Origin of the sequence: Allomuricauda sp. ANG21 (assembly GCF_040705235.1) — a bacterium.
In the GTDB taxonomy this organism is placed as follows: domain Bacteria; phylum Bacteroidota; class Bacteroidia; order Flavobacteriales; family Flavobacteriaceae; genus Flagellimonas; species Flagellimonas marina.
In genome coordinates this window covers 28,794-54,958 of sequence record NZ_JBFCVT010000012.1, presented here as the reverse complement: position 1 = coordinate 54,958, position 26,165 = coordinate 28,794, and the positions used below count along the sequence as shown (strand labels likewise).

The window sequence follows — 26,165 nt, the reverse complement described above, 5'->3', positions numbered from 1 at the left end:
GGTTACTATGACTATGACATGGGATGTATTGATTGGTTCACCAGGCAGAATCAATTTGATCGGCGAGCATACGGATTACAATGATGGTTTTGTCCTACCGGCGGCCATTGACAGACATATTTTTTTGAAACTTAGGAGAAATGGTTCAAAGAGTAGGTGCACTATAAAGAGCGAGGGGTTCGAAAACACCTTTGTGGCCGATCTGTATGATTTGAAGTACGGGACGGAAGGTTGGCATGACTATGTGCTGGGAGTTCTTAGGGAGCTGCAACTGCTGACCCAGGGAGTGAAGGGCTTTGACTGTTCAATCACCACGAATGTACCGGTAGGTTCAGGCATGAGCTCCTCTGCGGCCCTGGAGTGCGGTCTTGCCTACGGACTGAACGAACTTTTTGATTTGGGATTGGATAAACGGCGGCTCATCCACTTGTGTCAAAGAGCGGAGCATAACTTTGTGGGCACCCAATGTGGAATTATGGACCAGTTTGCCTCCATGATGGGAAAGGAGGGGCATTCGATACTTTTGGATTGTAAAAGTCTGGACCATGAATATATCCCCACACACCTAGATCCCTATGTCATTTTAATGTTGAACACCAATGTGTCACACAACTTGGCTACAAGTGCCTATAATACCCGGAGGGAAGAAAGTGCTTCGGCGCTGAGAGTGGTGGCAGAACATTTTCGGGTGGAGCCTTCGTATCGGTCCATTACCAGGGGAATGGTGGATGCATGCGCCGGAAAGCTTGGCGAAGTATTGTACAATAGGTGTTCCTATATCCTGGAGGAGAACCAACGCGTCTTGGATGCGGCCGACGCCTTAAGAAGGGGTGAGATTGTCGGTTTGGGCGAGTTGTTATATAAATCGCACCTTGGACAACGGACTAAATACGAGGTCAGTTGTCCAGAACTGGATTTTTTGGTCGATATGTCCAAGGAGGAGCAGGGCATCCTTGGGGCTCGAATGGTTGGTGGTGGCTTTGGTGGCTGTACCCTCAACATCATCCATGAAGATGAGGTCGAGGGATATCTTAAAAAAGTCTCTGGAGCCTATTATGCAAAGTTTGGAATAGCGCTCTCACATTTTATCACCCGTCCCAGTCAAGGAACACGATTAATTTAAAAAGGATGGCACTAAATTTAAACGAACACGCGCACAGGAGGTACAATATATTGACCGGTGAATGGATATTAGTATCGCCCCATCGGACCCAAAGGCCTTGGCAGGGAAAACGGGAAGCCAAGGTGACGGAGGAAAGGAGTGCCTACGACTCAGACTGTTACCTATGCCCGGGGAACACTCGGGCCAGTGGGGCGACCAACCCAAATTACGAGGCGGTGTATTCCTTTACCAATGATTATTCCGCCTTGTTGGAAGATACCCCTATCGAAACGGTGGAAGAAGGACTTTTCAGGTCGAAGGGGGAAAGTGGTATTTGCAAGGTGATATGCTTTTCACCGGACCATTCCTTGACCCTTCCCTTAATGGAAACGGTGGACATCGAAAAGGTGGTCCAACTATGGCAAAGGGAATATCTGGACTTGAGCGGACAGGAAGGTATCAACCATGTTCAAATATTTGAGAACAAGGGTGCCATTATGGGATGTAGCAACCCACATCCCCATGGACAGATATGGGCACAAAACTCAATACCTTTGGAAGTAGAAAAAAAGATGGCACAACAGTTAAATTATTGGATGGAAAACGGTGGCAGTCTCCTACAGGACTATCTGATACAAGAATTAAATACCAATGAACGTATCATTGCGCAGAATGAAGATTTTGTCGCCTTGATCCCTTTTTGGGCGGTATGGCCCTTTGAGGTGATGATCGCACCCAAAAAACATTTACAGCACATTGCTCAGCTTACCAATACCGAAAGGACAAGCTTTGCCAAGATTATCAAAACTGTTACCATCAAGTACGATAATTTATTTGGGACATCATTTCCTTATTCTTCGGGAATCCATCAAGCGCCAACGGATGGAAAGAAGCACGAGGAATGGCATTTTCATATGTCCTTTTATCCTCCCTTGTTGCGATCGGCAACGGTCAAGAAATTCATGGTCGGTTATGAGATGTTCGCCAATCCCCAGCGGGATATTACGGCGGAACAGGCAGCTCGAATGCTGAAGGTGCTTTCCGAAACCCATTACAGCAAGCAAAGTAGTTGATTTCATGGCAGGTCTGACCAATATAAAAGATATGGCAGCAATCCTTAAGGTCTCCCCTTCCACGGTGTCCAAGGCGCTATCGGACAGTCCCGAGATTAGCATGGAAACTAAAAGGCGGGTCAGGGAAATGGCAGATTGTCTTGGGTATGTGCCCAACCACTATGCCAGGAGCCTAAAATCAAAATATACGAAGACCATAGGGGTTGTCGTTCCCAATGTTGTCGACGACTTCTTTGGGAAGGTTTTACATGGTATTGAAAAAGAAGCCTCAAAGCATGGCTTTACGGTACTGATTACATTTTCGAACGACAGAAAAAAACAAGAGGTAAAGAATCTGGCAAGTTTGGTCAACCATTGTGTGGATGGAATACTCATTTCTTTTTCGAAGGAGACACAAAAAACAGATGATTATTTGGCAATAAAGCAAATTATGAACCATAACTTGCCCATTGTAATGTTCGATCGGGTGTATAATGATCTTACATTGGACTCGGTAAGTATGGATGATTTTCAAGGTGCCTCCATGGCAACCGAGTATTTATTGGCCACTGGCTGTAAAAAGATAGGGTTTCTATCGTCCATTTCAGGTACCAGCGTTGGTCGATCCAGAAGGCAGGGTTATTTAAAAGTATGGAAGGAGAAATGGGGTTCTACCAATAAGCCCACTTTCATCGAGTTCAGTAATTATAATAATTTCAAACAGGTACTGTCTACCGCTCTGAACGAGCATGGATTGGATGGGGTTTTAGCCGCAGACGAGCTGTCCGCCATATACACCTTGAATACCGCCCGAGAATTGGGCTGCCAGGTGCCAAGTGACCTGTCCATAATAGGGTTTACCGATGGCCCCATGGCACAGTCTGCTTTTCCGGCCTTGAGCGTAGTGTCACAACAAGCGGAAAAAATGGGCTCAAGGGCTTTTGCATTATTGAGAAATCGGATGACCAGTTCCAATGGAAAAAAGAAAAATGCGATTATAACCCCTGAACTATTGCTAAGGGGAACTACAAAGTCATTGATTGTAAAGCAAGTTGAACGAGAAATAAAACATTAATTCATGATACAAAAAAAAAATACCATGGAGTTTCTTCATTTCGCATTCTGTACTCTGCTATTGCTGGTAGGATGCGATGGTAAAAAGAGAAATGACCAAGGAGAAAGTAAGGGACTTGCAGATGAGGGTGTTGAAGTCATCAAAAGACAACCGGAAAATGTGAAAGCGCCTGATGGAATGGTCTGGGTGCCCGGAGGAAAATTTTATCAGGGGGCGGTTTCGACGGACAAGATGGCCATGGCTCATGAAAAACCGAGACATGCGGTCGAGTTGGACGGTTTTTTTATGGATATCCATGAGGTGACCAATGCACAATTTGCTCGATTTGTGTCTGAAACGGGCTATGTTACGGTGGCAGAACGGGAAATCAAATGGGAGGAAATGAAAAAGCAGCTGCCTCAAGGAACACCTAGGCCACCTGATTCAATTTTGCAGCCCGGTTCATTGGTATTTAAGAAAACCAAGTCCAGTGTTCCGAACCTTTACGATTATTCGCAATGGTGGGAATGGAAGATTGGTGCCAACTGGAAAGAACCCTATGGGCCGGGAAGTACTATTCAAGGGAAAGATGAACATCCCGTAGTCCATATCGCTTATGAGGATGCGTTGGCCTATTGCAATTGGGCGGGACGCAGATTGCCCACGGAAGCGGAGTGGGAATATGCCGCCCGTGCAGGAAAAGACAATGGTGTTTTCTTTTGGGGTGATGATATCTCCAAGCTGGCCTCGCATGCCAATACTTGGGAAGGCGAGTTTCCCGTAAAAAATACCCAAAAGGACGGCTTTGAACGAAGTGCTCCAGTGATGTCTTATCCGAAAAATGATTTTGGCCTTTATGATATGGCGGGTAATGTTTGGGAATGGACCAGTGATTGGTACAACACCAGTTATTATCAAGAAATGTTATCCAATACAACAATACCCAAAAACCCCAGGGGAGCAGAAGTACCTTTCAATAGGAACAACCCCTATGCAAGGGAACGTGTGATAAAGGGAGGTTCATTTCTTTGCAGTGCCTCTTACTGTGCCAGTTATAGGATTTCGGCACGGATGGCCACCAGTCCCGATTCTGGTATGGAGCATCTGGGCTTTCGAACTGTACTAGGGGCAAGCGAAGCAATGGAGCATAATAAATAACACATAATATGATACTGGTAACTGGTGGATTGGGATATATTGGGTCGCATACGGTGGTCGAGCTTTGTGTTAAGGGACATCAAGTGATTATTGTCGATGATTTATCAAATTCGCAGCTTAGCGTGTTGGATGGTATCGAGGAGTTATGTGGTCATAGGCCAATATTTGAGCGGTTGGATTTGAGGCATAAAAATGGGGTCGAAAGTCTTTTTGAAAGGTATGATATAACAGGAGTAATTCATTTCGCTGCCTCAAAGGCTGTTGGTGAGAGTGTCCATAGGCCATTACAGTATTATGAAAACAATTTGGGTGCGTTGGTGAACCTGCTTCAAGGGATAAAGAAAAAAGGAGGGACCAACTTCATCTTTAGTAGTTCCTGCACTGTATATGGGGAGGCAGACGAATTGCCCATTACCGAGGCAGCTCCAGTTAAGCCTGCAACATCGCCATATGGCAATACCAAACAGGTGGGAGAGGAGATTATTAGGGATACCTGCAAGGTTCATCCAAAGCTCAAAGCCATAGCACTACGCTATTTTAACCCTATCGGTGCGCATCCATCGGGAAAAATTGGGGAACTGCCTCTTGGCGTTCCTCAAAACTTAGTGCCTTATATCACACAGACGGGTATAGGTTTGAGAAAGGAACTTTCCGTTTTTGGCAATGATTACCCAACTGAAGACGGTACTTGCATACGTGATTATATACATGTAATGGATCTGGCCAGAGCCCATGTTGTCGCCTTGCATCGGCTAAAGGAACAGCGGAATGAGGATAATTATGAGGTATTCAATCTGGGAACCGGGAATGGAAGTTCCGTTCTGGAAGTTATCCAGAGCTTCGAACGTGTATCCGGACAGCCGCTGAACTACAAAATTGTGGATAGAAGGCCAGGGGATGTAACGGAAGCCTACGCCGATACGGAAAAAGCCAATAAAATTTTAGGGTGGACTGCAAGATTTACCCTTGATGAAGCCATTGCATCGGCATGGTTATGGGAGAAGAAGAATAGGTTAGGTTAAGTAGGTATCGACTTCAAGAAACAGTATTTTTTTACTTACGTATCAACTGCAGTATTGATCATTTCCAAGTTGAAGGTTGGCATACGGGTGTCAAGAAATAGTTCAAAAGTTACATACAAAAGTTTGAAGTAGTAGCCTTTCCCTTTTAATGTACATCTACAAGTCGCACATCTGACCAAGGAGGTCTATATGGAAATCCATTGGTCTTTTTTGGGTGTACCATACTCGTTAACAACGGAATTTTGAAAGGTATTGAGTGGTTCGGTCTGTATTCGTATCACATGTCTACATTCTATTTAAATAAGATTTTGACCTTATTATACCCCCTAGATGAACTTTCTGACTCACCCTTAACAATGAAATTGATAGAACTTTGAATTGTTGTTTAAGACAAGTTCCAATACATGAAATACATTCCATATCTAGTTTGTTTTTTACTGTTGACAAATGTCTTCGCTCAAAGAACAAATAGTGCGGACAGACCTAATATCATCATCATTCTCGCAGATGATGCCGGATATGCGGATTTTGGCTTTATGGGTAGTGCAGATATATTGACCCCCCATATCGATCAACTTGCATCGGATGGAGTTGTTTTTACCGATGCGCATGTATCCGCCTCCGTCTGCAGTCCCTCCAGGGCAGGGTTGCTTACTGGTAAGTATCAACAAAGGTTCGGACATGAGTGCAACCTTGAACCCCATCAAGATGGGGCGTTCGATTCAAGCGAAGTTACCATTGCGGAGGCTTTACAGGAACAAGGTTACAGAACCGGTATCATTGGAAAATGGCATTTGGGTACTGCGGTTCATCAACATCCACTAAATAACGGATTTGATTATTTCTGGGGGTTCCTATCGGGTTCAAGAAGTTATTTTAATAAGGACGATGATTTGGATTCCCCAACCCATTCCACCATAATGCAAAATTGGGAGCACACTGGTTTTAAGGGTTACCTCACCGATGAATTTGGAAAACATTCGGTTGAGTTTGTGGGTTCTGAAACGAGTAAAGACCGACCTTTTTTCCTCTACTTGAGCTTCAATGCACCACATACGCCCATGGAGGCAAAAAAAGATATTTTACAACGATTTGATGGCCATCCCCGCCAGACGTTGGCAGCAATGATGTGGTCAATGGATGAGGCAGTGGGCATGTTGGTCAATAAGTTGAAGAAAACGGGCCTTTATGAGAATACACTGATTTTTTTCTTGAGCGATAATGGAGGTGCACATAACAATGATTCTTCGGTACTGCCGCTCAAGGGTTGGAAGGGCAACCAATTTGAGGGAGGAATCAGGGTGCCCTTTGTCATGACATGGAAGCGTGACATTGACCGGTCGGGAACCAGCCAGAGATTGGTTTCTTCGTTGGATATATACAAAACCTCTGCAGTAGCTGCAGGTGTAGCCAACCATAAACTCAAGGGGTTGGATGGAATTGATTTATTGGATAAGCAAGCAAAACATCAATGGCTTTTCTGGAGGAAAGATCAGATGGCGTCCTTGCGTTTTGGGCAATTCAAACTGATTTCTCTGAAGGGTGAAAGGTCGGTCTTATATGATTTGGAGGATAGTTTATCGGAGAACATCGATATAGGAATGGATAATACATTACTGAAACGAAGACTTGAAAGACAATTAAAAAAATGGGAAGAGGGGCTTATCCAACCGTTATGGGTTGAACCAAAGGATTGGAACTTGGTCACTGAAAGTATTTATAAGGATTTGATGAACAATAGAGTAGTGAAGGTTAAATCACCTTCTGATTTATAAAGCAGTTTCAAAACATGATAAAAAAAACAACGCTCATTTCATTGCATTTATTTTTGGCGGTTAAGGTATTAAGTGCAAGCACCTATTACATTCACCCTGAACAAGGTAATGATAACAATGATGGCTCTTCTGTGACAAGTCCATGGCAAACCTTTAAGAATATTCCAAGGTTAAGTCTCAAGGCTGGGGATACCATTGCTTTGGCCTCCGGAACAATTACTAAAGGTGGCTTGGTGCTTAAGGATATCAGGGGTAGCCAAAACCATCCACTGGTTGTCACTGCGTACCATTCTTCCTCAAATGTGAAGGGTCGTATGGCTATCATAGATGCCGGAGGGTTTGACCATGGTATTTATTTGGAAAACAGCAGTGGTGTTTTAATAAAAGGTATTCAAATTACAGCAGCAGGAGGGACACCCCCCAAAGGGGACGCAAAAATGCGATGCGGTATTTTGGTTCAGGTAAATAGTCCAGGAGAATATGACAATATTGTATTGGATGATATTCGGATTGAGGATATTTTTTTTGAGGAAGAAGGGTTTAAGCGACCAAAAAAGGAGGTAAAGTCCGCCAACGGAACCCAGAGTTATGGATGGGGCATTCGATTCATAAGTGAAAAGGACAGCGCCAGCATTACTGGGGTAACTATAAAAAATTCCACCATTAAAAATGTGGGACATACCGGTATAAAGTTTACCGGACGGAAAAACATACATGAAATCGTGGTGTGTAATAACAAGGTGTTGGATACCGGCGGGCCTGGCATTCAGTTCTCGGGCGTATCCAAAGTACGTGTGCATGACAACCTTGTCAACGGTTCTGGAAGTAGCGATGACTCCCGCAAATGGGGAAGGGGCAGTGGTCTATGGACTTGGAACAGTAGTGATGTGCTCATCGAAAAGAATAAGTTTATGAATGCCAATGGACCTGGGGATTCCGCAGGGGTGCATATCGATTTTTATTGCTCCGATGTTATTGTACAATATAATCTAAGCCTCAACAACGCGGGAGGCTTCTGTGAAATACTGGGCGATAACTTTAATTGTTCCTATCGCTATAATCTAAGTATAAATGACGGTTATCGAATTAAAGGGGTTAATGGAGCTTTTCAAGAGGGCAAGACTTTTTGGCTTAGTGGTTATCGTGGCAATCAGGAGCGTCGAGGCCCGTTCAACAGTTACTTTTACAATAACACCATATATGTTAAGAAAGAAATAGTCGCAAAGATAGCCATCGATAGTAAGTCGAAGGGTATACTGATTGCCAATAATATTTTTTATATAGAAGGTGATATAAAAACGGTTAAGGGGGATCAGTATAAACCGGAGGATCTATTGGAGAACCCAATTGACGATGTGGTTTTTACCAATAATCTTTTTCTAAAACCTAATAGTTGGCCAACCAATAGTGTCGTACAACCCACTAATTCCATCATAGGGGAGCCGGGTTTTCGGAACAAAAGAGGTGAAACGTTTCAGGATTTTGTTCCGACCCGTTCAGTAATACGTGATAAGGGAATGGTCATTAGGAGAATTCCTGGCGATTCCGTGGGTATAAAAATCGGGCTGGAGGTGACAAGGGATGTCTTGGGGAATCCCATTGTAGGTCTTCCCGATATTGGTGCCATCGAAATGCAACAATAACTCTATTGAAATTATGCTCAAAACACATAGTATCCTAGTCATTGCACTTTATGTCCTCATGTCGATTCCGCTTTATGGTCAGGAAAGAAAGGCTTGGGAAGATTTAAGTGTTTTTAAAATAAATACGGAGATACCCAGGTCCAGTTTTGTTCCCTGTACAAGCGAGAATGACGCCATGGAGAATGGCTGGGAAGGGTCTGATTTGGTGCAATCTCTGAACGGACCTTGGAAATTTCAACTGGCCCACAGCCCCAGTGGTACCATTGATCGATTTTATACTGATGAGGTGGCCAAGGATGAATGGAATTCAATTCCAGTTCCATCTAATTGGCAGTTTCATACGGACGATTTCCCTTTATATACCAATATTATTTATCCTTTTGAAATTGACCCGCCCAATATCCCAAAAGACTACAATCCGGTTGGGTCTTATTTTAGGACTTTTGAAATTGATTCGAAATGGGAAAACAAGGAAATCTTTCTTCATTTTGGCGGTGTTAATTCGGCCTTTTATGTTTGGATCAACGGAAAACTTGTTGGGTATAGTGAGGGGAGTAAAACACCTGCCGAATTCAATATAAGCTCATTTTTAAATGGGTCGATCAATTCAATTGCAGTACAGGTGATTCGATGGTCAGATGGGTCTTATTTGGAGGATCAAGACTTTTGGCGTTTGAGTGGAATCGAGCGGGATGTATATCTTTTTGCGCTTCCAAAAGTGGCGACTAGGGATATAAGGGTTATAGCTGATTTGGATGACAGTTTCAAAAATGGGCAGTTAACAATTGAAACACAGCTTAAGAATTATTCTAAGGAGAATCGTAAGGGCTTTATTTCCTATGGGGTCTATCATAAAGGAGTACAGATTTTTAAGGAACAAGAACCATTCGAGATAAGTGAAAATGATGAAATTATTACAACCTTCAGTGAAGAACTCCCTAACTGCTTGCCATGGAGTGCGGAAACCCCCAATCTTTACGAATTGTTAGTGACCATTAAAGACCAAAGCCAGGTAGTAACGCACAGCATAAGTCAAGATGTTGGTTTTAGACATGTGGAAGTTTCAGGGGGACAGCTATTGTTGAATGGGCAGCCCATTTTACTAAAGGGAGTAAACCGTCATGAACACGACCCGGATGCCGGTCACGTTATTTCTAAGGAATCCATGCTCAAGGATATTGAGCTGATGAAGAAGAACAACATCAATGCCGTTCGCACCTCACATTACCCAAACGACCCCTATTGGTATAAGCTATGCGATACTTATGGTATTTATGTAGTGGATGAGGCCAATATAGAGACACATGGGTTTGGCTACGAAATTGAGGACACCCCGGCCAATAAGCCAGAATTCCGAGGAATGCATTTGGATAGGATCGAGCGTATGGTACGAAGGGACAAAAACCATCCTTCGATAATACTTTGGTCATTGGGCAATGAGGCGGGAGACGGACCAACTTTCGTGGAAGCTTACAATTGGGTTAAGGACTATGACCCAACTCGGCCTGTATTATACGAGAGAGCAGAGCAGATGACCACTACGACCCAAAAGCATACCGATGTGATACCATGGATGTATGCGACCAAAGAGCGTATTGCAAACAAGTATTTAGGAAAATATCCAGAACGCCCCTTTATTTGGGCAGAATACTCCCATGCTATGGGCAATAGCAATGGAAATTTGGCCGATTTATGGGAGCTGGTGCATTTGGAGCCACAAATGCAAGGGGGCTTCATTTGGGATTTTGTGGATCAAGGCCTGACAAAAATTGATAGTGCGGGAACAAAGTATTGGGCATATGGAGGAGATTTCGCACCGCCCCGTTATCACAATGACAAGAATTTTGTGCTCAATGGTATTGTGAATGCAGATAGAACCCCACATCCCGCTCTGGAGGAGGTCAAATACGTTTATCAGAATGCTGGTTTTGCTTGGAAAAATACCGACTCATTTGTGGTAGAGGTTTCCAACCGCTACTTTTTCACCAATTTAAACCAATTTGACTTTGGCTATCAACTTCTTGAGAACGGGGTTCCCCTTCTGGAAGGACGTTTGGATATCTCATGTGCTCCTCAAGAATCTGTTGATGTTCAACTTCCCTTGCAGTCCTTTCAATTCAAAGCGGATAAGGAATATTTTATCAACATATTTGGACGCACCAAAGCAGATTCACCCTTAATCCCCGAGAACCATATTCTGCTTAAAGGACAGCTATCTATAATTGAAAAACATTGGCGGCCGGAATTGGGGATGTCAAGGTCATCCCTTAAACTGAGGGAGCAGGGAAATTTGCTTACCATTCTGGCCAAGAATGTGGGATTTGTTTTTGACAAAACTACTGGTGAGCTCAAATCCTATCTCTTAAAGGACACGGAGGTACTGCATTCACCCCCTCATGTGAATTTTTGGAGGGCTCCAACGGACAATGATTACGGAAATAAATTGCCCATTCGTTCAAAAGCTTGGAAAAAGGCATCTAAGGAACGCAAGTTGATTCACTTTGACGTACAAAGAGTTTCCAAAAGTACCATGATAATCAAGTCAATCTATACGCTTGCTAATATCAATTCGAAGACAAGGGTTACTTACACTATAAATGGGCAAGGGGAAATGCAGGTCGATACCCAATTGGATTATGGAGGGTCATTGCGAGATGCAGAAATGCCTAGGTTCGGCACCAATTTCATGATAAGTAAAAACTTAGAGAATGTGTCTTGGTATGGTCGTGGGCCACACGAAAACTATGTGGATAGGAAATCCTCGGCATTCATCGGAATTTATAGGAAAAAGGTAGCCGATATGGATTTTGAATACGGAAGACCACAGGAAAATGGCTACAGGACGGAAAACAGATGGGTGCAGTTTACTGACAACCAGGGAAAGGGAATTGAAATACTCGGTATGCCTAAAATTTCCTTTAGCGCACATTTTAATCCCATAGAAGACTTTGATGATGGAGAAGCTAAAGGACAACGGCATATCAATGATATTACACCAAGGGATTTTATCAGTTTACATATCGATTATAAGCAAATGGGTGTGGGTGGTGATAATAGTTGGGGAGCTAGAACATGGAATAAATACCAGCTGGAGCCCAAGGATTACAAGTACTCCTTTATTGTAAAGCCAATATTTAATTAAACAAAATCACGACGATTATAAACAGATTATGAAAATATCGAAAATACTTCTTTCTGTACTGTTGATCTTATGCTCATCATGTAAAAAAGTGGACGAAAGCAAGCCCAATCCAGAAACGGCCGGTAAAGACAAAAGGCCTAATATCGTTATATTTTACGTGGATGATTTAGGGTATGGTGATGTGGGTGCATACGGTGCCAAGGGGGTCCAAACACCCAATGTGGACCGTTTAGCTTCGCAAGGAATACAATTTTTTGACGCACATAGTAGTGCGGCTACTTGCACCCCTTCCAGATATGCACTGTTAACCGGGCAGTATGCGTTTAGAAACAAAGCTTCAATTTTGCCAGGAGATGCCCCACTTATTATAGACGAAAATGATGCGACCGTTCCTAAAATGCTCAAATCAGCTGGATATCGTACAGGAGTAGTTGGTAAATGGCATTTGGGTCTTGGGAAAGGAAATCTCGATTGGAACGGCCCTATTGAGCCGGGACCTCTAGAGATTGGATTCGATTATAGCTTTTTGATTCCAGCAACAGGGGATAGGGTACCAGCAGTTTATGTGGAGAACCATAAAGTGGTCAATTTGAAAGCCAAGGATGACCCGATAATTGTGGATTATACAAAAAAGGTGGGAAATATGCCCGATGGTCTCAACAATAAGGATTTGTTACGTCAGCAGGCCGATATCCAACATAGTAACACTATCATCAATGGGGTTAGCAGAATTGGGTATATGGATGGTGGGGAAAGTGCCATTTGGGTTGATGAGGAATTTCCAGACGTGCTGACGGATAAAGCCATTGACTTTATTGAAGAACCATCTGATGATCCTTTCTTTCTCTTTTATTCATTTCACGATATCCACGTGCCAAGAATACCGAATGAAAGGTTTGTGGGCAAAAGCGCGATGGGCCCTCGTGGTGACGCTATTGTTCAAATGGATTGGACTACGGGACGTATTATGCAAGTACTTGAGGAAAAAGGTCTGTTGGAAAATACCTTAGTGTTATTCACCAGTGATAATGGTCCCGTTTTAAATGACGGTTATGAAGACATGGCTGTTGAACTTTTGGGAGAACATAGGCCTTCGGGTCCTTTTAGAGGTGGTAAGTACAGCGCTTTTGAAGGAGGTACAAGGGTACCGACCATCACGTATTGGAAAAACCACATAGAGCCTGGCGAGAGCAAAGCCCTGTGGAGTCAGGTTGATCTGTATGCATCACTGGCTGCCATAGTTGGTATCAAGGGACAATCGGATGAGGCCATTGATAGCCAAGATGTATCATCGGCATTGCTGAATTCTTCTGTAAAAGCACGTGATATTATGGTGGAAGAATCTTTTACACTCTCCCTTAGAATGAATAATTGGAAATACATTCAAGCTGTTCCACCTGAGCAGAAAATGCCTGATTTTATAAGAACGAAGGGTATTGAAGGGGGACATGACAGGAATCCACAACTTTATGATTTGACGGTCGATTCGGCAGAGACCGTGAACCTAGCCAACAAGTATCCGGATATTCTCTCTGAAATGCAGGGGCATTTGGATTCAATAAAAAAGGTAAAGGTCAATGGCCATAACTGAAGGAAATCAGTTCCTCGGAATTAGCGTGGATTAACGTATTTGACCTCCCTATTGCATAATATGACCCTTTGTATAATGAGGTAAATCATGAATTTTACATCCAGTATATAAGCATACACAAATAGTTAGTTTGAGTTAGTTTGGTTTACGACATGGTTTGAGCAAAAACCATGGCTTTAGTTCGTAGATAAAAGTTCCCTTGTTATTTCAAATAACGGGGGAATTTTATTTAAAATAGTTATTTTAAGAGAAAATTCAATCTTTTGGTTACATCATGAAGCGACTTTTGTTTTTACTGATGATTCTGACCGCGTATCATGGCAAGGCCCAGGATTTCCATAGGGAGTATGTGTTTGAGCATATAACCACCAAAGAAGGATTGTCGCACAACTATGTGACGGGAATTATCAGTGACAGTCTCAATGTAAAATGGGTTGGAACAGAGAATGGTATCACTAAATATAATGGCTACGACTTTAAGTACCTCAAACCTGGGGCAGAATATCCCGAACTTCAAAATGAGAATATTGAAAGGCTATTCGAAGACAGCTATAACAATATTTGGATAGGAACAAAAAGTGGAGGTATATCCAAATTGGATATCCGCAAAAATGAGATAAAATCCTACAATCATCTCATAGACTTGGAAAATCAAGGAGATATAAGAATTAAATCGATAGCAGAGGATAGTAAGGGGAACATATGGATAGGAACTTGGGACCAAGGACTTTTTGTTATCAATAGCAAGGAGGATACACTCGTTAGGCAGTTTGAAAGCAATAATCCCATTTATGCCATACTCAAGGATAGTTATGGAAATATGTGGTTTTCACATAATACCAGAATAATTAAATACGACCCTTCTGAAAATAGAACACTGGAGTTCAATGTAGGGAGTTATGTGACCGATCTTTTGGAAGATGTACAAAGGGACAAAATATGGATTTCAACCTCAGAGAAAGGGAACAGTAGCATTTATAGTTACAATAGGGAGACCCAAAAAATAGAGGTTTTGGACACCGGTGTTTTCAGTGATTTCTCAAAAGTACTATCCTTGGACTCCTATAACAGACTTTGGATTGGCACATGGGGCTATGGTCTTTACATGAGCGATTTATCCCTCTCCAGCTTTCATAAAGTGGACTTGGTCGGACAGGATTTGAACAAGAAGCCCATTAATTATGATATAATACTGGATATACACCACGATTTAAACAATATTAGTTGGATCGCCACGGCTCACGGAGGAGTGGTCAAGATGGTAGAGAATAAAGGCTTCAGAAGCTTTAAAAGCACAGCTTCCAAAGAGTTAAAGGATCAATTGAACGTCACTGCGGTATTCAGGGATAGCAGCACTACATGGATAGGCACCTTGGACGGAGGGCTTTATACAGTGGAGGATAATGGCCGACCCGAGCAGCTGACTGGAATCAATTTGATTAAAATCAATGTGATAAAAAAAATTAAAGGTGCTATTTTCGTTGGGACGGGAAATGGCTTTTACATCATTGATCCGAAAACAAAGAAAACTCTTCTATGGCAATCAAGAGGCTTAAAAGTGACAGCATTTTGTTTGGACAGCAGTAACAATTTGTTGATAGGAACCCAGCAAAACGGTTTGGTTAAGGTAAATTTTGGGGCGCTCGATGACCAGAACGCTTTTCAATACTTCAGGGAAAATCATGATAACCCTGGGCAATTGGAAAGTAATCGCATTACTTCTATCGTTGAGGACCAAAAAGGTAATTTATGGGTGGGTACTTATAACGGCCTACATCTTTTCGACCAAGTAGAGGAACGCTTCATACACCACGCAGACTTGCTACAGGGAAATCTGCCCAGTGTAATCATCAATACCATACTCTTGGAAGGAGATATAATGTGGTTGGCCACTCCAAGTGGTCTATTAAAGCTTACTTATCTAGATGGGGAACTCGAACTGAAGGAAGCGTACGACAAGTCATCAGGTCTCAACAATGACTTCATTTGTGCGGTCAGTATGGGTCACGGAAACGATCTATGGTTCTCAAATAATACTGAAATCGTTAAGTTGGACAAAAGTAACGGGTCTTTTATAAATTATGGTGAGATTGATGGGGTGGATGTAACTTCTTTTAATTTACGTTCGGCTTATAATGACAATACGGATAGAATTTATTTTGGGGGAGTTGACGACCTAGTTTATTTCAATCCATCACAGATAGCATCAACAGAGCGCCAGCCTAATTTGATTTATACCTCACTTCGAATCAATAATAACCTAATTACCCCCAATGACCGTATTGATGATAGAGTTGTAATTGAGGAAGATATAGGTTACATCGACCACTTGGTATTGACCCATAAGGACAAGTTGTTTTCCATAGGATTTGCGGCCAATGATTATCTAGGGAAACTCAATACAAAATATCGATACAAACTAGATGGCTTTCAATCGGAATGGGTCGATGTAAAAACCAACAATGAGATCAGTTTTACCGGACTAGACCCAGGGGAATATCAACTCAGCGTAATAGTTTCAAGGGACAACCAACAATGGAGTCAACCAAAGACATTGGACATAAAAATATTGCCAGCACCTTGGGTAAGTCCTGTGGCTATAGTTATTTATGTGCTATTGGTAGTCGGGGCCCTAAGTTTGGTTTTCATCTTTCTGAATAAACAGACGCAGCTAAAAAATAACCTGAGAATAGCAAAAATAGAACGAGAAAAGGAGCATGACCTCAATGAAGCCAAGATTTCCTTTTTCACCAATATTTCGCATGAGTTCAGGACACCTTTGACTTTGATATTGAGCCCGCTTACTGAATTATTGCAACGGGACGATCTTTCTTCGAAGGCCTCATATCAATTGGGAGCAATCGAAAGAAATGCCAAAAGGTTGTTGAATCTTATCAACCAATTATTGGATTTTAGAAAAGCGGACCATGGTTTGTTAAGGTTAAGTGTAGCCGAAGGTAATTTTGTACGCTTTTCGAGCGAGGTGTTTCTATATTTTAAGGAGCTGGCCAAATCCAAAGGAATACGATATAAGTTCAAGGCCAAGTACGATGTCCTTGAATTTCCATTTGATCGGAATAAAATGGAGATTGTTCTGTGTAATTTATTGTCCAATGCCATAAAGTATTGTGAACAAGGAGACTCCATTGAGCTCAGTATCACGAAGGATGACAACTACTGTGTGGTTAAAGTAAAGGATACCGGTGTTGGAATGGCTGCTGAAAATTTGGAAAAAATCTTTGATCGATTCTATCAGATTCAATCAGCACAAACAGCTAGTGTTATTGGTAGTGGGCTAGGTCTTTCCTTTTCTAAAAAAATCATTGAGTTACATCATGGAACGATAGCTGTTGAGAGCAGGAGAAGCCAAGGGACAACTTTTACAGTAAAATTATCCATGGATAGCAAGCCCTTTCACAATACCTTGGATACCTCCTATGTCAAAACTGATAATATTGCGGCATATGAAACACAGCCAACCATCCAGCATGTTGATAATCTTCAAGTAGGGACTCATGAGCATACCCTTTTGTTGATTGAGGATAATGATGATATTCGAAGTTATTTACGGTCTTGTCTGGAGGTGCATTATAACATTATTGAAGCCAAGGACGGCGTTGAGGGGTATCAAAAAGCGACTAACGAAATGCCTGACCTCATTGTTAGTGACGTCATGATGCCCGGCAAGGATGGGATATCCCTTTGCAAGGAATTAAAAAATGAGATTACTACTTCCCATATTCCAATCATACTGCTCACGGCTAGAACGTCGACCGTTTTTGAAATAAACGGGTTGCAAACCGGGGCAGATGATTATGTGACCAAACCTTTTGACCCTAACGTGATTATGGCAAGGATAAAAAGTTTGTTGGAGAATCGAAGGAAATTAAGGGAGCACTTATTGAATCAAGTTCGATTTGAGCCTACTATAGAGTCTTCGCAAAAAGACGAGGGTATTGATGATGTATTCATTAAAAAGGCCATACAATTGGTAGAGGATAATATCCAGAACCCCGAATTTGGTATAGACACCATGGTCGATGAGCTTTTCATGAGTCAATCCACACTCTATCGAAAAATAAAATCCTTGACCGGCCTATCCTTAACAGGGTTTATACGGTCCATTCGATTGAAAAAGGGGGCTCAACTTATTTTGGGTACAGATTTAAAAATGAGTCATGTTGCCTATGAAGTGGGCTTCAATGATTATAAGTACTTCAAGAAATCCTTTAAGGAGCAATTTAATTGTTTGCCCTCAGAGTATCGGTCTCAAATGGCATCAAAAACACAGTCGTATAAATAATACTGGTCGCATTGTCTCTTTCAAGAAATCTCATATGGATATTCCAATCAAAATAGTAGGTATTGCAAAATTGTGAGTGAAATCCTGATAGTTTCTGAATTATAGTAATGGCAAGGTCCAGATACTTAAGGTTATTGTACGTTTGAGTGGTTAGCTCACTTCTATGCCATGTAAGCTATTACCTTCAGTGGTCCATCTTTGTTCTTCTCCGGCTTTATGTTGATCAATCAGCTGTGTCCTAAATCAGCTTAATGCGATACTATCAAGTTCCTAAGATAATTGTGATTATTTTTCCAAGGCCTTGTTATGGAATAGTGCATTGCATCAGGTTTTTTTAGAATAATATGACCAATTTGCCCTCCTTAATGAATCATTTGCCCCTTATCGAACAGATTAAAAAATGAACTTTTGTATCAATGGTTCCAGCAGTCATGCTGGGTTATGTAAGAATTAACTAAACAAAAATTATGAAATCAAAAAAAACCGAGATTAATGGAAGTGCTTGGTATCAGGTTCTTCTTCTATTAGTAGTAACGGGTTTGTTTCTTCCGATGGGGTTAAAGGCAAGTCCACCGTTGCAGCAAAAAATAACAGGTAAGGTAGTGGCCTCGTCAGATGGAATGCCTCTACCAGGGGTCACCGTGATAGACCTTTCCAGCTCCTCCAATGGGGTGGTCACGGATTTCGACGGAAATTTTGAAATCATGGTGTCCGACCCAGATGCTACCTTGCAGTTTAGCTTTATTGGCTTTAAAACCCAAGAGATAAACATTTCTGGGCGTTCGACAATCGATGTGAGTATGGAGGAGGATATCTCCGAATTGGATGAGGTGGTCATCGTAGGGTATGGGGAGCAAAAGAAAATTAATTTGACTGGCTCGGTTGAGACGGTCAAGTTTCCCGAGGAGGTGAATCAACCGGTGACCAATAGTGCACAATTATTATATGGAAGGTTTTCTGGGGTACAATTGACCCAATCCTCCGGAGTGCCGGGTGGAGATGGCTCCTCTGTAGTCATTAGGGGTGTAGGTACGTTTGGGAACAGCACCCCTCTACTTGTTATAGACAATATCCAATATGATAATTTGGGACCATTTAATAACTTGGCGCCATCGGATATTGAAAGTATAACAGTATTGAAGGATGCTTCAGCAAGTGCCATTTATGGTGCCAGAGGGGCTAACGGGGTGATTGTGGTCACTACTAAAAAAGGTGGAGAGGAAAGTTTCCAGGTCAATTACAACTCCTATTATGGCTATCAATCGGCGACCGTAGTCCCTAAATTCCTAAACTCGTATGATTATGCAGTTTTGATCAATGAGAAGTTCAGAAATCAAAACGGTGAAAATTTTGAGCCGCGATATACGGATGCCCAATTGGAGGCCATTCAAACAGGTAGTAACCCTGATCAATTTGCCAATACCAATTGGGCAAAGGAGGTGCTTACAGATGCACCGATCTTAAATCATAACCTATCCTTCTCGGGAGGGAACAAAAAAACCACCTATCGACTTTCCTTGGGATATCTTAACCAAAAGGCTATTGTTAAGAGTAAATTTGAGACGGAACGGTATAACTTGAGTTTTAATCTAAATTCCAAAATAAAGGACTGGTTAACCATCAGCAATGTGCTAAATGGTTTTTGGTCCAAGGATACAGGTCCCGACGGAGGAAGGGGTGCGTTCGATGGTGATAATGGAATTATTTATTCATTTCAGCGCACGGCACCTACGATACCTGTTTTTTACAGTAATGGAGAGTATGGAATTGTGGACGGCGCCTATGAAAACAATAACTTTTCATTTTTGACCCAGAACCCATTGCGCTCAGGATTTTTCGGTAATAATGTTAACGACAATATCAATATCAGTGAACGTCTTGGGTTAACCTTTAAGTTTAGCGATAAATTCACTTTTGAAACTAGCGGAAGTGCCAATTTGATATATGGGAACTCTTCCAATTACAGACCGAGGGCTACGCTTCGCGATTACAATGGGGAAATTGTTACGGAAAACCTGGTCAATGCACTGAACAATTCGACTAATTTCAGTTATAGATTGCTGAATGAGAATATCTTACGATTTAATGATTCCTTCAATGCCAAGCACAATGTAGGTGTTCTTCTGGGCCACTCGGTTATATATGATCGTACAGATGGTTTTGCAGGTTCTTTAAGGGGTTTCCCTACTGATATTATCGAAGAATTCAACGGGGGTGGTGTTTTGGATCCAGCTGTTTCGGGTGGGGCCAATGAGGAATCCTATCAATCGTTTTTTGGAAGGATCAACTATAACTATGATGGGAAGTATTTGGTTGAATTCAACATACGAAGAGATGGTTCGTCGAAATTCGGTCCTGGAAACCGGTACGCCAATTTCCCGTCTGCCTCTGTGGGGTGGAACTTGGCCAAAGAAAACTTTTTAAGTGATTCACGTCAGATCAATAGTTTTAAACTGAGGGCTAGTTGGGGTATCACGGGTAATGATCGAATTGGTAATTATATTTTTGAGCAGACTTACAATTCAAATCTGGATTATGTCTTGGGCAATGATGTTAATGTTGGTGGGGTTGCCTTGACGGGACTATCCAATCCAACCATTAAATGGGAGGAAGTGGAGCAATACAATATAGGTTTGGATGCATCCTTCTTTGGTAACAGGTTGGAGTTTGTTGGTGATTATTACCAGCGAAAGAGTTCAGATATTCTATATGGTAATTTCCCAATCCCCAATACCCTTGGTGTAACCAACTTAGCAGCTCAAAATGCAGCTTCCATGGTTAACAGAGGACTAGAGCTTTCTTTGAACCATAGAAATAACCTAGGTAAGTTTAGGTATAACTTGGGGGTTAATGTAACGAAGTTGATTTTGAATGAGGTGACCGGATTGGGTGATGGTGGTGAAGAGACCATTGGAGGAAATAACATTATTAGAATAGGAGAGCCATTGCGGGCATATTATGGCTATAGGGCCATCGGAATTTTTCAAAGTTTTGAGGAAGTAGCCCTTTCTCCTGAGCAATTCGGAAATACCAATACGGCTCCTGGCGATATTAAATATGCCGATATCTCTGGTCCAGATGGTATTCCAGACGGTGTTGTAAATGCAGATGACCGAACTGTAATCGGGAATCCATATCCAGAATTATTGTACAACATCAATGGGGGTTTTGAGTTTGCAGGAATTGACATGAACTTCCTTTTTCAGGGCGTTCATAATATAGATCGCCTATTGGAAGGAAATGGACAGTATCCGATGGCAGATGACCGAAGTAATGTACTGGAATATTGGATCAATAGATGGACCCCTGAAAATCCTAGTGAGTTTCTTCCAAGGCTGGGTGGTCAAAATAATACCGTAACCTCTACCTTTTATATGAGGGATGCTTCTTATTTGAGGTTAAAGAACATAGAGTTGGGGTACACCATCCCAAAAGAGGTGACACGCAAGATGAAAATAGACAGACTTAGGGTTTTTGCAGGAGGTCAAAACATCTTGACCTTCACGCGTCTGGATGATTTTGATCCTGAAAGGGCCGCTGGGGCACAAAGTAACAGGCTCACACCACTATACAAAACGATAACACTTGGTATCAACGCAAAATTTTAAGACCATGAAAAGAATAGTATACATATTGATTATTGCTTTAGGTTTTTATAGCTGTAGCGAGGATTTCCTCGACCGTACTTCATTGACCTCAATTGCCGAAAACAATTTTTGGAACAACGAACAAGATGCCCAATTGGCTATCAATGGGATTTATGCCCAATATCAAGGAAATAATCTCTACGGGGGAAATCTTAATTCTACCACGGCATTTCCTTTGTTCGACACTATGAGCGACAATGCTTACAATCAATTTGAATTTGAGGGAGGGGCACGATATATGGAAGGAGTTTTGAATCCGACCGATGGCTTTTTCAACGGTAAATGGACAGGATTGTACTCTGGAATAGGACGTGCCAATGTGGCCATAGAAGAAATCGGTGAAATGACCGAGGAACAGATACCAGAAACCAAGAAAAATGAGTTGATAGCCCAAGCAAGACTGCTGCGTGCGCTGGCCTATTTCAATTTGGCCGTTTATTACGAAGATGTACCGTTGATTACCGAATACCAGACCTTGGCAGAAGCTTATGTACCCAAAAACACCTATGAAGAGGTAACGGCCCAAATTGTGGAGGATTTGCAATTCGCCATTGCGAATTTGCCCGATTCGTACTCCGATGATCTATATGGATATGCGACCAAGGGCGCAGCGTTAGGATTATTGGCAAGGGTACAATTATACAATAAAGTTTACGACGGCGAATTCGGGGTGTTGGAATTAACCAATCAAATGTTATCGTTAGGATACAGTTTGCATCCTGATTATGGCGAATTATTTACCGAAACGGGAGAGCAATCTGCTGAGATTGTTTTTTCGATACGTTTTTTAAGAGGTCCTGAAGCCAATAATGGAGAAACTTTTTCAGCTACTTTTTTGGGAACTCCGAAGGTAAGTTCAAGGCCCATGCCCAACATGGTTAATGATTATTACTGTATAGATGGTTTGCCCATAGCTGAATCACCTTTGTACGACCCCAACGACAAGGGAGCAAATAGGGACCCTAGGGCCAATGCTTCGGTCTATTTCGCAGGAGATATTTTTTTAACCGATTTGAACAGGGTTTTTCCGGGTAACGGACCAACCGGATTCGGACAGCGTAAGTACGTCAGAAGATCGGCGGATGCGGAAGGGAATGCGGTATTTGCCGAAGGTTCACAGGATTTTTATGTGATAAGATATGCCGATGTTCTTTTGATGAGAGCTGAGGCACTTGTGGAAACGGGTGATGTCAATGGTGCTGCTCAATTGGTGAATCAGGTGCGTGCCAGGGTTGGCATGCCTTCCATTGAGGAGGTGGAAGGAAATACCTTAAGTCAAGATCAGATGCGAACGATTGTTAGGCATGAAAGAAGAGTTGAATTGGCCTTTGAAGGCTTACGGTTCATGGACCTTAAGAGGTGGGGCATTATGGAGGAGGCTTTTTCAAGGGCTGCCGCTGACCCGGTTGGCCCTTATACTCCGATTTATCAGGGCCGCCGTTCAGAGACCTTTCCCATACCTCAAAATGAATTGGACGTAAATAAAAACCTGGTTCAAAACCCAGCATGGAATTAAAAAAAAATAAAATGAAAAGATTAGTATTACTTGTATTAAGTGTAGTTACAGTATCCAGCTGTACCAAAGACACCTATAAAGATTTTTTGGGAGCTCAGGCGCCAAGTGAAGAAATAGCCTATGATACGGCTGTAGATAAAAAGGGAGCAGCTTTTACGTATCGAATACCAACGTGGTCAACACGTTTGGCCAGATTGAATGTTCACTGGCATTATTCGTGGTCTTTCCAATTGCAGGATACCAAGCCGGAAAATGTAGCATATGCCCCTATGTTTTGGGGGAAATGGGCACCAACAAATCAAGATAACATTGATTATGTTTCAGAACTGGTATCCCAGGGCAAGGTTAATTATGTGCTTGGCTTTAATGAGCCAGACGGAAGCGACCAGGCTAATATGACGGTTCAAGAGGCCATTGACCGCTGGCCGGCACTGGAATCATTGGGTGTTCCATTGGTAAGCCCTGCTACTGTCAATCCAGAGAATGACTGGATGAAAAATTTCATGAGACGTGCAGAGGAGGAGAACCTGCGGATTGACTATGTTGCCATGCACTGGTATGGTGGTGCCAATGCATCAGCATTTATAAATAAGGTCAAGCAAGTTTACGAGCTATACCAAAAACCCATTTGGATTACAGAATTTGCAGTAGCGGATTGGCAGGCCACCTCATTGGAAAACAATCGTTTTTCAAAAGAGCAGGTACTACAATTTATGAAAGATGTTCTTCCCGCCTTGGACAAATTACCCTATGTGTATAAGTATGCATGGTTCAATGGGCAGCCAGGAGGAAGAGTATTGGGGAATTCCGTTCTTTTTGATGAGAATGATACTTTAACGGAGTTGGGGGAATTTTACGCAAACCATTCGCCCAACACAGAAATAGGACCTGGTGATGATTCATTTTTCATAGCTGATGAACCAGAGGAAATAATCAATTTGTTATTGAATCCTGGATTTGAAGATGGAGTGAAAGCTCCTTGGGGGGGATTCAAAAGCGGATTGGTCGCAGAGGCGAAAACAGGAAATTTTGGTGCCCGTATTGAAAACAATGATGGTTCCTTGTTTCAAAGGGTATTGGTTGAGGCAGGTAAAACCTATGAGCTTAGTTTCTCCAGCAAATGGTCGGAATCCGTGAATGCCGGTTTTAATGGGGTGGTGCGTAATGAAAGTGATAATTCACAGGTACTGACTACCATTGACTTACCATTGAGTACAAATTGGGAGGAAACCAAAGTGGAGTTTACGGTCCCTGATGGAGTGTCTGAAATTAGGGTATTGTTTTTCAAGCCTAAAAAAGACCCTGTGCTGCCCCCAATTTTCTTTGATGACTTTGTATTGTCAGAGAAATAAGGTGTAGATCTTTGTTTTTCTTCTACATTGTGGTTTTGTAAGGGTCTTTTAACAAATATCCATGCATCAATTTTTGACAAAGCAATTAGAGTCTGCCTTTAAGACCTTTTCTTGGAGGCAGGCATTTTGTAACAAAAGTATTCTTTTGGGGAGCAGCTAAAATTAATTTTGGATCTTTTCTAAATACTTGTGAAGGGATGTTTTTAGCCATGGCCATCAAACTCTTTCAGCTAAAGAATACTTCAAAAAAATATATCGAACGTGAAAAGGAATTTTATACACTATACAGGGATTATTCTTCTATTGGCATCATGTTTAAGCTCACCATCACAAGACCATAAAGCCACAGCGAGTGAAGATTCAGCCATAGATTCTCCTAATTTTATAATTATTTTGGTAGATGATATGGGATATGCGGATGTTGGATTCAACGGATGCAAGGACATTCCAACGCCCAACATTGACCGAATTGCAAAAAACGGTGTTGTCTTCACGGAGGGCTACGTGACCTATGCGGTCTGCGGACCAAGTAGAGCTGGACTTATTACTGGTAGGTATCAAGATAGATTTGGCTTTGGCAGAAATCCATTATTGGCTCCCAAAGATGCTTCCATGGGACTGCCCCTTTCCGAAAAAACTATTGCAGATGCAGTAAAACCTATAGGATACACATCAAAAATTATAGGCAAGTGGCATCTTGGTGCGCACGAGTCCCTTCACCCCTTAAAAAGGGGGTTTGATGAATTTTATGGATTCCTAAGTGGTGGGCATCGTTACTTTCCTGAGGAATGGACACTACAGGATCTTAGTGAAGCAAGGAGTCAATGGGATGGCTACAGAACAAAATTAATGGACAATTACACGCGGGTGGATGAAAAGGAGTACTTAACGGATGCTTTGTCCAGGGAGGCAGTAGATTTTATTGAGCGCAAAGCCAACACTCCTTTTTTCTTGTATCTCGCCTATAATGCGCCCCATGCTCCGTTGCAGGCAACCGAAACGTACTTGGAAAGATTTCCTAATATCACCAATCCTAAAAGGAAAACCTATGCCGCAATGGTAAGTGCTGTTGATGATGGTGTAGGGAGAGTTTTGGATGCACTGGAGCAAAGTAACATTACAGAAAATACTATGGTTGTTTTTTTATCTGACAATGGCGGGCCAGAGCAGAACAACGGCTCGGATAATGGAATTTTGAGAGGTGGCAAAGGGGATTATTATGAAGGTGGTATCAGGGTGCCCTTTGCTATGCAATGGCCGGGAAAAATACCTGCTGGAACTACTTTTGAGCATCCGGTGATATCTTTGGATATTTTTGCCACTATAGCGGATATAGTCGGTTATGTGGCTAGCAAAGAACATGCTTTGGATGGGGTGAACTTACTTCCTTACCTAGGTGGAGAAAATCATGGAATACCACATGAATATCTTTTCTGGAGAAATTTTGATGCGCAAAAGTTTGCCGCCAGGAGTATTGATTACAAACTCTGGAAATCTAAGAAATCGAATGAGCTTTATCATATTAAGAGTGATATTGGTGAACAGGACAATGTATTGAAGGCTAACCAGAACATCTATGAATCCATGGAAAAGGCAACCAAGGAATGGGAGGGCCAAATGATGGATCCTGTGTTTTTAGGTCTGTTGCAAGGACAGGAATATGAAGCTGAAAATCCAAGCAGATGGGTCGATCGGGAGTAGCCGCAACCCGAAACAATGTCTTAAATAGCTTTTTACAATTAAATGTCTTATATGAAAACCGTTTTTAGAAGGAAGGCAGTGCTAGGTTTATCTACTATTCTCATCTT

14 protein-coding genes are annotated in these 26,165 nt (G+C 42.1%); all 14 read left to right on the top strand.

The genetic code is table 11. From position 1 onward, the window contains the following. Positions 1 to 7: 7 nt before the first annotated feature. The 14 genes from galK to AB1A65_RS13885 all read left to right on the top strand — a co-directional run bounded on the left by galK (position 8) and on the right by AB1A65_RS13885 (position 26,058). On the top strand, positions 8 to 1,123 hold the full coding sequence (gene galK / locus AB1A65_RS13950; RefSeq protein WP_366590297.1) for a galactokinase: 1,116 nt from the start codon (positions 8 to 10) through the stop codon (positions 1,121 to 1,123). A 5-nt stretch (positions 1,124 to 1,128) separates the two neighbouring features. Next, a complete protein-coding gene (locus tag AB1A65_RS13945; protein WP_366590295.1) occupies positions 1,129 to 2,175 on the top strand; it encodes a UDP-glucose--hexose-1-phosphate uridylyltransferase in 1,047 nt (348 codons plus the stop codon). A gap of 31 nt (positions 2,176 to 2,206) precedes the next feature. Continuing rightward, complete coding sequence (locus tag AB1A65_RS13940) at positions 2,207 to 3,229, top strand: LacI family DNA-binding transcriptional regulator (protein WP_366590293.1); 1,023 nt, start codon at positions 2,207 to 2,209, stop codon at positions 3,227 to 3,229. 3 nt (positions 3,230 to 3,232) lie between these two features. After that, positions 3,233 to 4,366 (top strand): formylglycine-generating enzyme family protein, encoded by a 1,134-nt coding sequence (locus AB1A65_RS13935; protein WP_366590291.1) that lies wholly within the window; start codon positions 3,233 to 3,235, stop codon positions 4,364 to 4,366. 8 nt (positions 4,367 to 4,374) lie between these two features. Next, positions 4,375 to 5,388 carry a UDP-glucose 4-epimerase GalE gene (gene galE / locus AB1A65_RS13930; protein WP_366590289.1) on the top strand — a complete coding sequence of 338 codons (1,014 nt, stop codon included), beginning with the start codon at positions 4,375 to 4,377 and terminating at the stop codon, positions 5,386 to 5,388. A 404-nt stretch (positions 5,389 to 5,792) separates the two neighbouring features. Beyond that, positions 5,793 to 7,163 (top strand): sulfatase-like hydrolase/transferase, encoded by a 1,371-nt coding sequence (locus AB1A65_RS13925; RefSeq protein ID WP_366590287.1) that lies wholly within the window; start codon positions 5,793 to 5,795, stop codon positions 7,161 to 7,163. A 14-nt stretch (positions 7,164 to 7,177) separates the two neighbouring features. Next, complete coding sequence (locus AB1A65_RS13920; RefSeq protein ID WP_366590284.1) at positions 7,178 to 8,806, top strand: right-handed parallel beta-helix repeat-containing protein; 1,629 nt, start codon at positions 7,178 to 7,180, stop codon at positions 8,804 to 8,806. Between the two features lie 13 nt (positions 8,807 to 8,819). Beyond that, on the top strand, positions 8,820 to 11,948 hold the full coding sequence (locus tag AB1A65_RS13915) for a glycoside hydrolase family 2 TIM barrel-domain containing protein (RefSeq protein WP_366590281.1): 3,129 nt from the start codon (positions 8,820 to 8,822) through the stop codon (positions 11,946 to 11,948). Positions 11,949 to 12,036: 88 nt separating this feature from the next. Next, positions 12,037 to 13,539, top strand: a complete 1,503-nt coding sequence (locus AB1A65_RS13910) for an arylsulfatase (RefSeq protein ID WP_366590279.1) — start codon at positions 12,037 to 12,039, stop codon at positions 13,537 to 13,539. A 274-nt stretch (positions 13,540 to 13,813) separates the two neighbouring features. Continuing rightward, complete coding sequence (locus AB1A65_RS13905; protein WP_366590277.1) at positions 13,814 to 17,842, top strand: two-component regulator propeller domain-containing protein; 4,029 nt, start codon at positions 13,814 to 13,816, stop codon at positions 17,840 to 17,842. A gap of 467 nt (positions 17,843 to 18,309) precedes the next feature. Then, the gene (locus tag AB1A65_RS13900) at positions 18,310 to 21,450 is read left to right on the top strand and encodes a TonB-dependent receptor (RefSeq protein ID WP_366590275.1); all 3,141 of its coding nucleotides are present in this window, start codon (positions 18,310 to 18,312) and stop codon (positions 21,448 to 21,450) included. 4 nt (positions 21,451 to 21,454) lie between these two features. Further along, positions 21,455 to 23,005 carry a RagB/SusD family nutrient uptake outer membrane protein gene (locus AB1A65_RS13895; RefSeq protein ID WP_366590273.1) on the top strand — a complete coding sequence of 517 codons (1,551 nt, stop codon included), beginning with the start codon at positions 21,455 to 21,457 and terminating at the stop codon, positions 23,003 to 23,005. An 11-nt stretch (positions 23,006 to 23,016) separates the two neighbouring features. Further along, a complete protein-coding gene (locus tag AB1A65_RS13890) occupies positions 23,017 to 24,357 on the top strand; it encodes a glycosyl hydrolase (protein ID WP_366590271.1) in 1,341 nt (446 codons plus the stop codon). 261 nt (positions 24,358 to 24,618) lie between these two features. Further along, positions 24,619 to 26,058, top strand: a complete 1,440-nt coding sequence (locus tag AB1A65_RS13885) for a sulfatase-like hydrolase/transferase (protein ID WP_366590269.1) — start codon at positions 24,619 to 24,621, stop codon at positions 26,056 to 26,058. Positions 26,059 to 26,165: the final 107 nt, after the last annotated feature.